This window comes from Gemmatimonadaceae bacterium (assembly GCA_016720905.1).
GTDB lineage: Bacteria > Gemmatimonadota > Gemmatimonadetes > Gemmatimonadales > Gemmatimonadaceae > Gemmatimonas.
In genome coordinates, this window is sequence record JADKJT010000029.1 from 104,394 (window position 1) to 120,023 (window position 15,630).

General features: G+C 64.2%; 16 protein-coding genes. 1 reads left to right on the plus strand and 15 read right to left on the minus strand.

The features are described from left to right. Window positions 1–7 precede the first annotated feature (7 nt). The 9 genes from rpoN to kdsB form a co-directional block, all read right to left on the minus strand. Entirely contained in the window at window positions 8–1,501 is a 1,494-nt protein-coding gene (gene rpoN / locus IPP90_17085) for an RNA polymerase factor sigma-54 (GenBank protein ID MBL0172393.1), read from the minus strand. Further along, window positions 1,498–2,376: an LPS export ABC transporter ATP-binding protein gene (gene lptB, locus IPP90_17090; GenBank protein MBL0172394.1), complete on the minus strand. Its 879-nt coding sequence runs from the start codon at window positions 2,374–2,376 to the stop codon at window positions 1,498–1,500. The genes rpoN and lptB overlap by 4 nt, the downstream gene beginning before the upstream one ends. A gap of 365 nt (window positions 2,377–2,741) precedes the next feature. Beyond that, window positions 2,742–4,421 carry a hypothetical protein gene (locus IPP90_17095; GenBank protein MBL0172395.1) on the minus strand — a complete coding sequence of 560 codons (1,680 nt, stop codon included), beginning with the start codon at window positions 4,419–4,421 and terminating at the stop codon, window positions 2,742–2,744. Between the two features lie 7 nt (window positions 4,422–4,428). Continuing rightward, complete coding sequence (gene lptC, locus IPP90_17100) at window positions 4,429–5,019, minus strand: LPS export ABC transporter periplasmic protein LptC (GenBank protein ID MBL0172396.1); 591 nt, start codon at window positions 5,017–5,019, stop codon at window positions 4,429–4,431. Beyond that, window positions 5,016–5,981: a KpsF/GutQ family sugar-phosphate isomerase gene (locus IPP90_17105; protein MBL0172397.1), complete on the minus strand. Its 966-nt coding sequence runs from the start codon at window positions 5,979–5,981 to the stop codon at window positions 5,016–5,018. The genes lptC and IPP90_17105 overlap by 4 nt, the downstream gene beginning before the upstream one ends. Then, window positions 5,978–6,595 carry an HAD hydrolase family protein gene (locus IPP90_17110; GenBank protein MBL0172398.1) on the minus strand — a complete coding sequence of 206 codons (618 nt, stop codon included), beginning with the start codon at window positions 6,593–6,595 and terminating at the stop codon, window positions 5,978–5,980. The genes IPP90_17105 and IPP90_17110 overlap by 4 nt, the downstream gene beginning before the upstream one ends. Continuing rightward, window positions 6,592–7,443 (minus strand): 3-deoxy-8-phosphooctulonate synthase, encoded by an 852-nt coding sequence (gene kdsA, locus IPP90_17115; protein MBL0172399.1) that lies wholly within the window; start codon window positions 7,441–7,443, stop codon window positions 6,592–6,594. The genes IPP90_17110 and kdsA overlap by 4 nt, the downstream gene beginning before the upstream one ends. Window position 7,444: 1 nt before the next feature. Then, the gene (locus IPP90_17120) at window positions 7,445–9,151 is read right to left on the minus strand and encodes a CTP synthase (protein MBL0172400.1); all 1,707 of its coding nucleotides are present in this window, start codon (window positions 9,149–9,151) and stop codon (window positions 7,445–7,447) included. A gap of 9 nt (window positions 9,152–9,160) precedes the next feature. Further along, a complete protein-coding gene (kdsB, locus tag IPP90_17125) occupies window positions 9,161–9,958 on the minus strand; it encodes a 3-deoxy-manno-octulosonate cytidylyltransferase (GenBank protein ID MBL0172401.1) in 798 nt (265 codons plus the stop codon). A gap of 122 nt (window positions 9,959–10,080) precedes the next feature. Between kdsB and IPP90_17130 the strand changes: the two genes are divergently transcribed. Further along, the gene (locus IPP90_17130; GenBank protein ID MBL0172402.1) at window positions 10,081–11,040 is read left to right on the plus strand and encodes a TerC family protein; all 960 of its coding nucleotides are present in this window, start codon (window positions 10,081–10,083) and stop codon (window positions 11,038–11,040) included. A gap of 3 nt (window positions 11,041–11,043) precedes the next feature. On the opposite strand, the gene IPP90_17135 is transcribed toward IPP90_17130, so the two are convergent. The 6 genes from IPP90_17135 to IPP90_17160 are packed head-to-tail and all read right to left on the minus strand — an operon-like array spanning window position 11,044 to window position 15,625. Further along, window positions 11,044–11,643 carry an aminodeoxychorismate/anthranilate synthase component II gene (locus IPP90_17135; GenBank protein ID MBL0172403.1) on the minus strand — a complete coding sequence of 200 codons (600 nt, stop codon included), beginning with the start codon at window positions 11,641–11,643 and terminating at the stop codon, window positions 11,044–11,046. A gap of 29 nt (window positions 11,644–11,672) precedes the next feature. Further along, window positions 11,673–12,623: a site-specific tyrosine recombinase XerD gene (xerD, locus tag IPP90_17140; protein MBL0172404.1), complete on the minus strand. Its 951-nt coding sequence runs from the start codon at window positions 12,621–12,623 to the stop codon at window positions 11,673–11,675. Further along, window positions 12,599–13,204, minus strand: a complete 606-nt coding sequence (locus tag IPP90_17145; GenBank protein ID MBL0172405.1) for a DedA family protein — start codon at window positions 13,202–13,204, stop codon at window positions 12,599–12,601. The genes xerD and IPP90_17145 overlap by 25 nt, the downstream gene beginning before the upstream one ends. Window positions 13,205–13,220: 16 nt before the next feature. After that, the gene (gene ispF / locus IPP90_17150; protein ID MBL0172406.1) at window positions 13,221–13,700 is read right to left on the minus strand and encodes a 2-C-methyl-D-erythritol 2,4-cyclodiphosphate synthase; all 480 of its coding nucleotides are present in this window, start codon (window positions 13,698–13,700) and stop codon (window positions 13,221–13,223) included. 17 nt (window positions 13,701–13,717) lie between these two features. Then, window positions 13,718–14,755, minus strand: coding sequence for a dehypoxanthine futalosine cyclase (gene mqnC / locus IPP90_17155; GenBank protein ID MBL0172407.1), 1,038 nt, complete (start codon window positions 14,753–14,755; stop codon window positions 13,718–13,720). Between the two features lie 18 nt (window positions 14,756–14,773). Beyond that, entirely contained in the window at window positions 14,774–15,625 is an 852-nt protein-coding gene (locus IPP90_17160; protein ID MBL0172408.1) for a menaquinone biosynthesis protein, read from the minus strand. Between the last annotated feature and the right edge of the window lie 5 nt (window positions 15,626–15,630).

The window sequence follows — 15,630 nt, forward strand, 5'->3', positions numbered from 1 at the left end:
GCGGGCGTCAGACGCGTTTGCGCATGCGCGCCGGCAGGACGCCCAGTTGATCGCGATACTTGGCGACGGTGCGACGGGCGATCTGCACGCCCGTCTGTTGCAGGATTTCGACGATGGCCTGGTCGGTGAGCGGGCTCTTCGTGTTCTCGCCCTCCACCAATTTCTCAATCTGATCCTTGATGCCGCGCGCCGACACGTCGTCGCCATCGGAGGTCGACAAGCCGGACGAGAAAAAGAACTTGAGCGGCAGGACGCCGCGTGGCGTCTGGACGAACTTCTCATTCGTCACGCGGCTGACCGTCGACTCATGCATGCCCACCGCCTCCGCCACCTCGCGCAAGGTGAGCGGCCGGAGGCCCTGCACGCCCTTCTCGAAATAGTCCCGCTGGCGATCGACGATGTAGTGCATGACCTTGAGCATCGTCTGTCGACGCTGCTCGATGGCCTGGATCATCCAGTTGGCCGAATTCAACTTGCTGGCGATGAAGTCCTTGCTTTCCGCATCGAACTGCTTTTTGTCGCGCGCGATATCCTGATACGCCCGTGACAGCTTCAGGCGCGGCAGATTGCCATCATTCAGAAAGATGTGAAACTGACCGTCGATCTTGTCCACCACCATATCGGGGATGATGTAATTGTCACTCCCCGAACTGAAACGCAGGCCTGGCTTCGGGTCGAGCTTGGCGATGTCATCGGCCGCCGTCTGCACCTCATGCGCACTGATACCGAAACGCTTGGAGAGCTCGCTCCAGCGGTGGACAATGAGCTCGTCGAATGCCTCATCGACCAACCGATAGGCCATCGACTCGCGCTGTCCCGCAGCGCGCAGTTGCAGCAGCAGACACTCACGAAGGTCGCGCGCGCCCACGCCCGGCGGATCCAGTTCCTGGATGACCTGCAGCATCGCCAGCAGTTCCGTGTCGGTGAACGGATCGACATGCGCCTCGTCGTCGCGCTCCGCCTCCTCGTTCCGCAGGACCTCGTTGACCCCGTCGCGAATTTCCGTGAGCGAGCACGCGAGATATCCATCGTCGGAGATGTTGCCGACAAACTCGTCGGCCAGAAACGCCTGGCGCGCCGACAGCTCAAGCAAGGACAACTGCTCGGTCAGATGATCAGAGAGATGACGCGTATCCACGGTGACGGGTTCGTACCATTCCCGCTGCTCATGTTCCTCCCGCTGACCGCCGGTCTCGAAGCCGTCCAACAACACCGCTTCCCAGTCGACGTCATCGTCACCGGTCTTTTCCGGTTCGGCTTCGGCGGTGGTTTCCGGCTCGGTCAGGTCGGTCGCTTCGGACGCCTCGTCCGTGTCCGACGCGTCGTCGTCCTCATCCTCGGGCTCAACGAGTTCCAGGAACGGATTGGTGAGCAACTCCTGCTTGAGATGCTGCTGCAGATCGAGCAGGGGCATGTAGAGCAGATCCATCGCCTGATACAGGCGTGGATTGATCTTGAGCTCCTGACGGAGCCCGGTGCTCTGCTGCAGCCCCTGTCTCATCGGCTCAGCACCCCTTCATCCGCATCGGCGAACCTCGCACGCAAACGCGCGGTCAGAGTCGGTCCGAGATAGATCTCGGCCACCGTGTCGTCGAACACCAGTTCGCGGACTGTTCCCGACACCTTCACCTGCCCTTCAAACATGATGTACGCGCGATCCACGATATCCAAGGTCTGCTCGACATTGTGATCGCTGATCAGCACACCAATGCCACGATAGCGCAGGTTCGCCACAATGGTCTGAATATCGTGGACGGCAATAGGGTCCACCCCGGCAAATGGCTCGTCCAGCATCATGAACTTGGGCTGCGTCACGAGTGCCCGGGTGATTTCCAGGCGTCGCCGCTCACCGCCCGACAGCTGATACGCGCGACTGTGACGCAGATGCTTGATCCCCAGTTCGTCCAGCAACGATTCCAGGCGCTCGCGCCGTTCCGCGCCGGACAGCGGCAGCGTTTCCAGAATCGCCAGGATGTTCTGCTCCACCGTGAGCTTCCGGAAAATCGACGGCTCCTGCGAGAGATATCCGATTCCCTGACGTGCCCGCTGATACATCGGCATGTTGGTGATGTTCTGCCCTTCCAGCTGGATCTCGCCAGCCTGCGGCGAGATCAGCCCGACCAACATGTAGAACGTGGTGGTCTTGCCGGCCCCGTTGGGGCCCAGCAATCCGACGATTTCACCCTGGGCCACCCGCAGGGCCACATCGTTGACGACCCGACGGCCACGGTACACCTTGACCAGCCCTTCGGCGGAGAGTACCGAGGGATTGGCCGGAATGGCCGCCACCGGTGGAGGCGTGGCGGTGCGACCATGCTGGGGATGTTCGCCGGTGTCTCGAATCAGCTGCGACACCTCCGACCGATGGTGCGCCATACGGGCCCAGTGGGCCGGGGCCACCGTGATCACGGCTTCGGGATCGGCCATTCCAGTCGCCGGTAACAGCACCGCGTCTTCATTGGCCAGTCGGGGCAGCAGGGTGCCGCTCAGATGGCCGCGAACGGCCTCCATGGTGAGCCTGGCCGCTTCGGTCTCCCGGTCGCGGCCCTCGTGCACAAGCACGTCCAGCAGCGCCTCCCGAAACCGTGACGCCAAGGCATGCAGCGGGGTAGCCCCGCGGCTGTTGGCGACTTCGATCAAGGCGCCCAGCGCCAGCGTCAAATTGCGATCACTGACCGCCAAGCGCTCAAGGAGCGCGGCGGTCGGGTCGAGATCTGGCGCTTGAAACGAGGACGGATCGGTCATGAACGGCGACGGGGATCGGGAACGGCAGTGAGGAATGGACTCTGGGTCAATGGCCTCTGGCGAGGCCCATTGGGGACTGGCGGGGGCACCTTGGGTCGCGTCGGACCGGCCGGTCGACCCTTTGTGCTGTCGGATAGACTATCGGGGGCCGGTTCTTGATACAGTCCCGATGCGGCGGAATCAACCGTGACGAACCGGACCTGCCCGCTATCGAAGACGACCAGGATCGTGACGCCGCGGACGTAGTTCAGCGAAGCCGGCGCCGTCGGCCCCTGCTTGTTGGCAATCTGGAAGAGCGAACTGGCATTCCCGATGGCGTGAATTTCGCTGATTTTGGCGCGCTGGCTGGTGTCTCCAGGGGTCTCCGTGGAGTCGAACCATGCTCTCACCGTGTCGCCGCTCAACACGTCCCGATCGTCGGACTTGATCTTGAGCGTATCCGGTGTGCCGGTCGCCACGGCGCGCCCGATGGCGATCACCTGGCGGACTCGTTGCTCCGGCATGCGCACGGCAATGGAATCGGCGACCAGCAGTTGTGACGATGTGGTGGCTTTGGCTCTCCCTTTTCCAAACGCATACGCGCGATCAAGCTTCTGGTCGGCAAAACGGAGATCGATCTGCTCGGCTTGCATGACCACATCGTTGTTGGACGAATTGGCATTGTGCAGGGCGATCACGCGTTCGACTTTTCGATCCTTGCTGTAGATGTCGATGGTATCGCCGAACAAGCGAAACGGCTGTTCCTTGTCGCGATTGACGATGCGCGCCGTGCGGATGAGCCGAGCGCGTTCGGTCAGCTTGTCGAAACTCGCCGAGTCTGACTCGCCCAGCAGTGTAGTGCGATTGATTTGCACGTCGCCCCAGGCAAACAGCAGGCTGTCTGCCTCGTCCACCATCGTGTTTGCCGACACGGTGATTGGCGGGCCGGGCTTGCCGGTGCTGTCCTTCTCGAGGAGTTGCACCGTGGGACGGTTGGGGGCGATCAGTCTCGATGCGGGCCGACTACCAGGCAGGGGCCGCAGGTACTCGATGCTTGAACCGCGAAACGTGCTGCCCGACGCCAGCTGCGTGGCGACCACGTTCCCGTCGGCGAACAGCCGCTCTTCTTTGGTGAAGTAGGTGGCATGCTGTGCCTCGATGCGCATGCGACCCGGGTCTTCGTAGTTCACGTTCCCGAACATGTTGACGATACCCGAGGCTTCGTACTGTTCCGCACTGTCGGCGCGAATCCGGTTCTTCTCGCCCTGGCAGTGCCCCACGAAGCCGCCGCCGATGAAGGTCAGGCCCGTGCTGTCGGGAAGGCGTTGATACCGAATGCGCGTTTCCGGCGGTGAATCATTGGTGTCGAAGATGCATTGCTTCGTGGCCGCCGGCGCGGGCTTGCGCGGTGTCTTCTTGCCGGCACTGTCGCGGCGCGCCAGTGAGTCACCGGCCATCTTGGCGGCGGAATCAAGCGCGGCGACACGCGCTGTCGAATCGCGTACGGCCGAGTCGCGCGCGGCGCGCAACGCGTCGTCGGCCGTGGTGCGCGGCACATCGGCCGCTGGTTTCGCGGCGGCGGTGTCGCGGCGCGCTTCGCCCGCGGGGGGCCGTGGCGCGCGTCGTGGGCCGAAGCAACCGGCCACGAGTGCCGGCACAACCAGCATGGCCAGTGGACGAAACAGGGCGCGTCGCACGCTGTGCCTACTTCACCGGGATCTGCACCGGCGCGATGATCTTGCAGGCGCGGAGGCACCGGAAGTTCGTCATGCGCGGATCGGATTCGAATCCGATGCCGGTGAAGGTCCGTTCGGGTTCGTTGAGCACGAAGGCACTGTCAGTGAAGATCTGGTTGCGTTGCTGATCGTACACGAGTTGGGGGGAGGTCAGTCGCTTCCCGTCATCGCGAATCACCACCACATCACCGCGCGCCTCCAGGCGCGACAGTCGGGAGTTGTACACGCCGGTCCGCGACGTCATCACGCCATCCTTGAGTCCTTGCGCCGTGTAGAACGTGACGTTGACCCGGCGCAACTCCAGGCGCGACCCGTCGTCGTAGGTGTAGGCCGTGTCACTCAGCAGCAGCCCCTTCGCCACGCTCTGATCCGTGAGCACGGTACGGAGACCGAAGATGACCTGGTCGGCGGAATCGGGAATCGCCGACGACTTCGCCACCACCGGCTTCACGGCGGCGGGCTTGCGTGGGCATCGCGCGGCTCCAAGCACCATGACCGCCGTCAGCGCACTGCCCAGCACACCGCGGCGCCGGTACCTCGTGCGTGACCACACACTCATGCCGCGCCCGCGCGCAGCAAGTCGTGCAGGTGGACGATCCCCACCAGCTGTCCATCCGCATTGAGTACCGGCATCGCCATGATCCCCTGTGTCTCCATCCGATGCACGACCGCACTCCCCAATTCGTAGTCATGGGCCATGCGCGGCGCGGTGGACATCACCGCCGCGACCGGCACGGTCAGCACATCCCGCTCCCGCTCCAGCAAGCGCGTCAAATCGCCTGCGGTGACGACCCCGATGACGCGAGACTGTTCCACGACCATGGCGATGCCGCGTCGGGCCGCCAGCAGGACGACGGCCTCCCGCATGGTGGCCGCGCTGGATAACGTCGGCAGCTGATCGGTCTCCATGACGTCCGTCACCCGGGTCAGCAACCGGCGCCCGAGTGCCCCGCCGGGGTGCAATCGGGCAAAGTCCTCTTTGCGAAATCCCTTCTCCTGCAGTAACGCGACGGCCAACGCGTCGCCAAGGGCCAGCGTGACGGTCGTACTGGTCGTTGGCGCGAGGTCGTGTGGACAGGCCTCCTCGCGAACGCCCAGGTCGAGGGTGACCTCCGCCGCCCGTGCCAACCGCGACGATGGCTCTGACGTCATGGCGATCATGTGGACCCCCATGCGCGCCAAGGCATCGATGAGCCCAAGGAGTTCGTCGCTCTCCCCGCTCTTCGAGATGAGAATCGCGACGTCGTCCGCCCCGACCATCCCGAGATCACCATGCACGCTTTCCACCGGATGCAGGAACATGGCCGGCGTGCCGGTGGAGGTGAATGTCGCGGCCATCTTGCGCCCCACCAGCCCCGACTTGCCCACGCCCGCCACAATGACGCGTCCTCGGCACTCGGCCAGCAAACGCACCGCGCGGGCAAACGCCTCATTCAGCGATGCGTGCGCCGAGGTCAGCGCGAGCGCCTCGAGTTCGAGTACTCGTCGTCCGCGGGCAATGATCTCCTCGACGGTACTCATGCCGCCGGATCCTCGGAGCGTTTCGCGACGTAGTCCTCGACCAGGTCCATCCACTGTCCGCGCGCCTGCAACAGCGCTTCTGCAAACTCCCGCACGGCGCCAAATCCGCCCCGCGCGGACAACTGCAACGTGGCGCTGCGCCGCACTTCGGCCACGGCATTCCCCACCGCGACCGGCAGCCCCACGGCCCGCAGCACGGACAAGTCCGGCAAGTCGTCACCCAGAAACGCGCACTCATCCAGCGAGCACTTGAGGTCCGCGAGCACTCGTCGCAGCGCCGGCAACTTTCGGGCGTGTGGATCCTGCACGACGGCCGCCGCACCCAACTCGCGCGCGCGCATCGCCACGCTCTCCGAAACGCGGCCAGTGATGATCACGATCTGCACACCGGCTTCGCGCAGGAGAAAGATGCCCAGTCCGTCCTGGATGTCATACCGCTTGAGCTCAAACGGCACGGTGACGTCACCGTCGCCGACGCGCGTCGCGCCCAGATACACCCCACCATCGGTGAGCACGCCATCCACGTCGAGACCCACCACGCGAATGCGGCGGGCGAGTTCCGGGTCAATGCGCGGCGCATTGATGATGAGCGGCGGCAGCACGTGGTCGGTCATCGACGCACCCGATCCCAGATGTCCACGGCGCGCGCGAGGAGATCTGATAAAACGCCAAGGGGCAACATGTTCGGGCCATCACTCGGCGCGCGATCGGGATCGGGATGCGTTTCGAGAAACAGTCCCTGCGCACCGGCGGCGATCGCCCCGAGTACGAGCGGTGGAATGAACTCGCGCGCACCGCCGCTGGTGCCGCCAGCTCCCATGCCCGGTCGCTGCACGCTGTGCGTGCCATCGAAGATGGCCGGCACTTCGCAACTCGTGCGCAAACGCACAAACGCGCGCATGTCGACGACCAGGTCCCCATAGCCGAAGAATGTGCCGCGCTCGGTGACCGCCAGCTCGCCGCAGGCGAGTCCGGCCAGGTGTGCCCCTGCTTCGACCTTGCGCAACGCGCCGCGCATGCCTTCGGGATGCATCCACTGCCCTTTCTTCACGTTCACCGGCTTGCCGGTGGCGCCCGCCGCCAGCAAGAGGTCAGTCTGTCGGCACAGGAAGGCGGGGATCTGCAGCACATCCACCACTGCCGCCGCCGGCGCGCACTGGGCGGCATCGTGCACGTCGGTCAGGAGAGGCAGCCCCGTGGACGCGCGAACGCGCTCAAGGGCACGGAGCCCTTGCTCAAGGCCCGGCCCCCGAACGCCATCGACATTCGATCGGTTCGCCTTGTCGAAGCTGGCCTTGTAGATGATGCCGCCCGGCACGTGCTCGGCGAGTCGGGCCAGTGCCTCGCCCACGCGCAGATTCAGCGTGTCATCCTCGAGTTGACAGGGGCCGGCGATCAGGAACAGTTGATCGTGGGGGAACCGCGCGACGGAGGTCGAATCGCCAGTGGCTGTACCGCGCACGTCAGCGCGCGCTTTCAGCGTTCACCCCGACCGGCGACGGTGCCGGCATCTGGGCCTGTGCTGCCGACACCGCCGCCTGGCCATCCTCGCGGCGATGACGATCGGCCGCCGCCACAAATCCGGCGAACAACGGATGCGGGCGCAGCGGACGGGACTGCAGCTCGGGATGGAACTGACAGCCGATGAACCACGGGTGAGCGGGTAGTTCGATCATCTCCACCAACGAACCATCCGGTGAAAGACCGCTCAGCTTCAGCCCGTGTTCGACAAACGATTCGCGATACCGATTGGAGACCTCGTAGCGATGCCGATGGCGTTCACTGACCTCTGGCTGCCCGTAGATCTCCGCCGCCTTCGAGCCCGGACGCAGTCGGCACGGGTACGCACCCAATCGCATGGTGCCGCCCTTGTCGGTGACTTCGCGTTGCGAGTCCAGGAGTGAAATGACCGGATCGGCGCATTCCGGCGCGAACTCACTGGAATGGCTTTCGCCCAGGCCCAGGACATGGCGCGAGAATTCGATGATGGCCACCTGCATGCCAAGACAGATACCGAAGAACGGCAGCTGCATTTCGCGGGCGGCCCGAATGGCTTCCACCATTCCCTCGACGCCGCGTACGCCGAATCCGCCGGGAACGAGCAGGCCGTCGAACGCCGCCAGAATTTCGCGCGCACGCTCTGGCGATGTGAACGCGTCACTCGATGTCCAGGCGAGATCCACGCCGACGTCATTGGCAATGCCCCCGTGAATCAAGGCTTCGTGCACGCTCTTATAGCTGTCGATGTAGTCGGTGTACTTGCCAACCACGCAGATCTTCACGCGCGCGCGCGGCTTGGTGATGCGCTGCACCATGGCGCGCCAGGCGGCGAGATCCGGCGTGGGCGCCGTGAGGCGCAGGCGCTCCATGACGCGCTCGGCAAATCCCTGTGCCTCGAAGGACAGGGGAATCTCGTAGATCGTGGGGACATCCGCGCTCTCGATCACGGCGCCGAAGTCCACGTTGCAGAACAACGCGATCTTGCGCTTGACGTCGTCACCCAGCGGGCGCTCGGTGCGACAGATGAGGAAGTCGGGTTGAATACCGATCTCCATCAATTCCCGTACTGAATGCTGCGTGGGTTTGGTCTTCACTTCGCCCGCGGCCGCGATGTACGGCACCAGCGTCAGGTGCACGAACATCGCGTTCTCCTTGCCGACCTCACGCCGGAACTGTCGGATGGCCTCGAGGAATGGCAGCGATTCGATGTCGCCAACCGTCCCGCCAATTTCCACCAGCACGACATCGTTGCCGGGCGCGATCCGTTTGATCGCGAGCTTGATTTCGTCGGTGATGTGCGGGATGACCTGCACCGTCGACCCGAGGTACTCACCGCGCCGTTCCTTGGTGATGACATTCGAGTAGATGCGACCCGTGGTGATGTTGTTGGCCTGCGACAGCGGGCGGTCAAGGAAACGTTCGTAGTGCCCGAGATCGAGGTCCGTCTCCGCGCCATCGTCGGTGACAAACACCTCGCCGTGCTGGAACGGCGACATGGTGCCGGGGTCGACGTTGAGATAGGGGTCGAGCTTCATCATCGTCACGCGGAATCCGCGCTCGACGAGCAGTCGACCCAGCGACGCGGCGGCGATACCCTTGCCCAGCGACGACACCACTCCGCCGGTGACGAAGATGTATCGGCGCGGTGGTCTGGCTGCTGGCCATGTGATTGGTGGACATCAGGCGTGTTCCTGGCTCGGGGTCAGATGACGATGCAGCGGTGTTCCCGCCGTGTTCAGCAGCGCCCAGCGCACATTGGCGTGGGCCAGATCTTCTTCGGTGTCGATCCCGCCATCAACGGCGGGCACATCGGCGACGCCGATCGCCACGCCATGGGCGAGCGGCCGGAGTTGCTCCAGACGTTCGATCAATTCGAGCGGATGCGGCGGCCACGTCACCCATGCCTGCAACGCGTCACGGGTGTACGCGTACACCCCGACGTGCTGGCGGACCAGCGGCTGCCGCAGTGCGCGATCGCTGCCGTCACGCAGAAAGGGAATGGGTGCCCGCGAAAAGTAGAGCGCCAACCCGTCATCCGTGCACACGACTTTCACGACGTCGGGCCGTTCCAGCACTCCGACGTCGGCGGGAACGGCCGCCGTGCCAATGGACGCCCGATGCGCTGCAACAATCGCGACGGCCCCGGAAAGCGCCGCGAACGACACAAACGGCTCGTCGCCTTGTACGTTCAGGATGATGTCAAATCCGCGGTATTCCGGACGGGCCGCCACTTCCGCCACGCGGTCGGTGCCCGATGGATGCTCGATCGATGTCAGAACGACCGGAATCCCGTGAAGGACGCACTGTTCGGCGACTTCGTCGGAGTCGGTGGCCACCACACTATGGTCGGCCACACCGAGCGCCACCACGCGTTGGTAGACTCGGACGACCAGCGGAAGCCCGGCCAAAAGGCGGAGAGGCTTGCGCGGCAACCGCGTGGCACCGAGGCGCGCCGGGATCACGGCCAGGACAGGCATCGACGAGTCGATGGGAACGTAGTTGCAGCAAAATTCACGCCATGTAAGATACGAAGTCCGTCGCGCGAAGGCAAACGCTTCCTCGCAGCGTGTCGGGTCGCGATTTCCCTTAGCCCATGGGCATGCCGAACGTTTGGTGGTGGATTGGATTCAATACCCTGATCCTGGTGCTGCTGGCCATCGACCTGGGCGTCTTCAATCGCAAAGCACACGCGGTCAGCGTGCGGGCGGCCCTGGGCTGGAGTGCGCTCTGGGTATCCCTGGCGGTGCTCTTTGGGCTCTGGATTGGCCGCGCCATGGGCCGGCAATCGATGCTGGAGTTCTATGCCGGGTATGTGGTCGAACAGGCGTTGTCGGTGGACAACCTGTTCGTCTTCATCCTGATATTCGGCTACTTCAAAATCGCCCCGATGCTGCAGCATCGGGTGCTGTTCTGGGGCATTCTCGGTGCGCTCGTCATGCGGGGGCTGATGATCGGCGCCGGTGCGGCGCTGATTGCCCATTTTCACTGGATCATCTACGTCTTCGGCGCGTTCCTTGTGTTTACCGGTCTTCGCATGGCATTCGGTGGCGAATCGGACATCGAGCCAGAGGCGAATCCGGTCATTCGGTTCGTGCGGCGGATTGTACCGATCACCGCCCGTTTCCACGGCGAACATTTCTTTGTGCGGGAGCCGCTTTCCCCGGGCGGAGCAGTCCGCCTCGTGGCGACGCCGCTGTTCCTGGTGTTGGCTCTCGTGGAAACGACGGATGTGGTGTTCGCCGTGGATTCCATTCCGGCGATCTTCGGTGTCACGCAGAAGCCGTTCCTGGTCTACACGTCGAATGTCTTCGCCATCCTGGGGCTCCGGTCGATGTATTTCGTCCTGGCGGGCGTCATCTCGAAATTTCACCTGCTCAAGTACGGACTGGCGCTGGTCCTGGCATTCGTCGGCATGAAGATGTTGCTCTCTGACATCTTTCCGCTCGGCATCGGAATCTCGCTGGCGCTGGTTGCCGCTTTCCTGCTGTCCAGCGTCCTCTTGTCCCTATGGATACCGCCGCGACATGAGTCGCCCCCGGACGCGCCGCCCGAACGCTGATCGTCAGGCGGCGCGCGCGGCCCGCGCGCTCGCCGCCATCTTCAGAAAGTTCACGAGGATGGTCCGGCCATGTTCGGTGAGGATCGATTCCGGATGAAATTGCACGCCCCACACGGGATGAATGCGGTGCTGCAGGGCATGAATTTCGTTCGGATCATCCGTGGCGACGGCCGTGATTTCCAGTTCGGCGGGCAGGGTCGCCCGCTCGACGATCAGCGAGTGATAACGCATCACGGAGGCGGGCGACGGGATGTCGGCAAACAGTCGGGTGCCGTCGTGCGCAATTGTCGACGGCTTGCCATGCATGACGCGGGACGCGCGAATCACGCGGCCGCCGAATGCCTCGCCAATGGCCTGGTGGCCCAGGCAGACTCCAAGCAGCGGGATGTGCGGACCCGCGCGCCGGATCAACTCCACTGAGATGCCCGCTTCGGTTGGCGTGCATGGACCCGGGGACACCACGATCGCGTCAGGCGCCAGACGCAATACCTCGTCGACCGTCAGCGCGTCGTTGCGGCGTACCGTCACCGTTTCTCCCAGTTCACCCAGATACTGCACCAGATTGTAGGTGAATGAGTCGTAGTTGTCGATCACGAGAATCATGAGGCGTCGATCACGTGGGAGCCAGCGGGTCAGGGTCTCGGATGGAATTGCCGGTGGACGCTCCGAAGATACTCACGATCGACATGCGTGTAGATCTGCGTCGTCGCGATATCGGCGTGGCCAAGCATCTCCTGCACGGCGCGCAAGTCAGCCCCGCCTTCCAGCAGGTGCGTGGCGAATGAATGCCGCAGGGTGTGCGGGGACACGGATTTCTCGATTCCGGCCAACGTCACGTACTTTCGCAGGATCTTCCATGCGCCCATGCGACTCAATGGTCGCCCCTGGGCATTGAGGAACAGGGTGCCCCTCCCGTTGCCGCGTTCGAGCACTGGGCGGAGTTCCCGGACATAGACCGCCACCGCGCCGATCGCCGAGCGACCAATGGGCACGAGGCGCTCTTTGCTGCCCTTGCCAAACACCCTCACCAGGCCGTCCTGCAAGAGCACGTCCTTCACGGCCAGCCCGATCCACTCCGAAACGCGCAGCCCCGCCCCGTACGCCAACTCCAGCATGGCCCGATCACGAAAGGCGAGTCGCTCATCGAGTCCCGGGGCGGCCAGCAGTCGCGTGACCTCGTCGACACTGAGGACCTCGGGCAGTGCGCGCCATCGTTGCGGCGAGTCGAGTCGTTCGGTCGGATCGTGTGTGACAATGCCCTCCGCCAGCAGCACGCGGTACCACGTCCGCAGGGCCGAGATGTTCCGCCGAATCGAACTCCCTGCCAACCCGAGATCTTTCAGGTGGTAGATGAATTCCCGCAGCGCCGCCGGCGTAATGGTGGCGACGTTGGTGATGCCGTTCGCGCGCATGAACGTGGCGCAACGAATGACATCGTGCCGGTAGGCGTCGAGGGTCCTGGGCGATGCCCCGTCTTCCAGCGTGAGCGCGTCCTCAAAGGTGCGCAGATGGAACGGTCCGACGAGGGCGTGTTCGTCGGCGTCAGGATGATCGGCGCTCACGCGCGGCCTCGACGGCGCCAGATGAGGACCCCCACGCCCAGCAGGACGACGGACGCGGCAATGCCCCCGGCGATCCGCTGCTGCGCGGCGATTCGCGCCAACAGGACGTCGGCATTCGCGCCCGCGCGAAACGCCAACCAGCAGACCACTCCGTACCACGCACCAGACGCGATCGCCATGGCCAACGCGGTGCGCACGGCCTTCATGCCGATCGCACCGGCCACTGGCGGAACGAGGGCGCGCACCCCCGGGAGGAAACGACTGATGACGATCGCGACCAGACCCTGTTGGTGAAACCGCTCCGCGACGCGGGCGGACGCGTCCGGCGGAAACACTCTGGGCAGCCGAACGCTGAGCCAATCCATGCCGACGCGCCGACCCACCGCGAACATGGCCATTGCTCCACCGAGGTTGCCGATCATGGTGGCGCTCCACGCGCCGAACGCGGTGCCCTGCCCTCGCGCCGCGACAAACGCACCCAGTGCCACGACCGTATCGGCCGGCAGCGGCGGAAAGATGTTTTCCGCGAACGCGGCCACGGCGATGGCGCCGTACAGCCACGGTGCCGGCAGCGTGGACAGCCAGTCAAGCCATGCTTGCATGGCGTTCAACCGATGCCTAGTCCGACTGACGAACGATCATGGCGACTGCCATCACGGCGAGCCCTTCGCCACGACCAATCCATCCCAGGCCTTCGTTCGTTTTTCCTTTGACAAACACGTCGTCGACGGCCACGCCAACGGCGTCTGCAATCCGCGCTCGCATTGCTTCACGCTGTGGACCGATCTTCGGCGCCTGCGTAATGACGGTGATATCGACATTGCTCACCCGCCAGCCTGCCGCGCGCAGTCGTCGCGTCGCCGCGGCCAGCATGATGATCGAGTCCTTGCCTCGATGCGCCGGATCGGTGTCCGGAAACATCTCGCCGATGTCCCCGAGCGCCGCCGCGCCCAACATCGCGTCCGTAACCGCGTGACAGATCGCGTCACCATCCGAGTGACCGGCACAGTGCACCTCCGACGGCACGTCGATGCCCCCCAGACGCATCGGGCCCCCGTCGGCAAAGCGATGCGAGTCGTAGCCAATCCCGACACGCAGGTTGCTCGCGCTGCCGTTCATGCCGCCACGGTCACGGCACTGTCGCGCAGAATCGAATAGTCCTGGCGACGGCGGGCCGGTGTGAATCCCGCGTCACGAATCAGTCGCTCGAGTTCCTCGGTGGTGGTTCGATGCGTGGTATTGGCCGCGGACACCACGTTCTCCTCGATCATGAGCGACCCGAAGTCGTTGCATCCATAGCTGAGGGCCATCTGTCCGACCTTCATGCCCATCGTGACCCAGCTGGACTGCAGATTGGGCACGTTGTCGAGCACAATGCGCGAGATCGCTACCGTGCGCAGGTAGGTGATCGCATCGGTCTTGGGCATGTGCGACATCGTCGGCGTGTTCTCCGGCTGCAGCGGCCAGGTGATGAACGCCGTGAATCCGCCGGTACGCGCCTGCAGCTCGCGCACGCGCTGCAGATGCTCCAGGCGCTCGGCCAGCGTTTCGCCGATGCCGTACATCATCGTCACCGAGGTCTTCATTCCCTCGTTGTGCGCGAGTTCCATGACCTCAAGCCAACGGTCAGCACCCGCCTTCTTGGGGGCGGCGATGTCCCGCACCCGTTGCACCAGAATCTCGCCGCCGCCGCCGGGAATCGAGTCGAGACCCGCCGCCCTGAGCTCGCGGATCACGTCGCGGGCGTCCATGCGAAAACGCGTCGAGAAGAAGTCCACCTCGCTGGGCGAGAACCCGTGGATATGAATCGGGTGATACTGCTTGATGTAACGCATCAAGTCGAGATACCACTCGAACGGGATATAGGGATTGTGTCCACCCTGAATGAGAATCTGCACGCCACCCAGCGCCTTGGTCTCCTCGATCTTCTCGCCGATCTGCTCGAAGGACAGCGTGTATCCCTCGCCGTGCTTCGGGCGACGATAGAACGCGCAGAACCCGCAGTCGGCCACACACACGTTGGTGTAGTTGATGTTCCGGTCGACGATGTAGGTCACGACGTTGTGCGGATGCCTGGCCGCGCGCATACGATCGGCTTCGAGGCCGAGTTCAAGCAACGGAGCGTTGGTGTAGAAATCCAGCAAGTCGCGCATGGTCACTCAGGGATATCGTTACGCCGCGGGAAGAAACGAAAGCGTACCGTCGGGCACACGGCCAACCAACAGCAGTCGACGAAAGAACTCCGTCAGGCCTGCCAGATGCGGATACGACAAGCGATAATCGAGTCCGGAGAGGTACTCCGCGCAGGTCTCACGCGGCACACCACTGGCTCGCGCCGCGTCCTCGGCCAGCACATCAAGATGCTCGAGCCCCCAGTCGCGGGAGGCGATGAGCGAGGCGTGCACGCCGAGCGCGTCGCGCACCGGTGCACTGCGCTGCGCCACCCACACCGCAAAGACGAACGGCAGGCCGGTCCACTGCTTCCAGGCTTCACCCAGATCGATGCGAAACGGATATCGGTCGGCCCACGGTCCGCCGCGATTCGCTTCGTCGGAGAGGCGCAGCGCGGCATCGCCGATCACCAGCCGCGCGTCATGCGGCTCCTCATCAAACCGGGCCAGATCGGCCAGCTCAGCATCACCCGGGACAAAGTCCGGCGCGCAGCGCCAGACGTTCTCGAAGAGCAACTCGAGCAGTGCCACACTGGTCATGGAGCTGCGGCTCACGAGCACCTTCCGACCGCCAAGGCCTGACGGATCCCGACGCGAAAACAACATCACGCTGCGGACCGGTCCATCGCTGGTGATGCCCAGTTCCGGCAGCAGCAGGTACCGCTTGGCGTCACGCGCGTATTCCACCGCCGAGACGACGCTGACGTCCAACTGGCCGCTCGCCATCAATCGATTGAGCACGGTGGGAATGCCGTCGACCAGTGCGCCATCCATGGACACGATGCCGCGATCGATCCCGCCGTACACGGGATAGCAGTTGATATAGGGGATGCGGCCAACGCGCAATTGCATGGCGA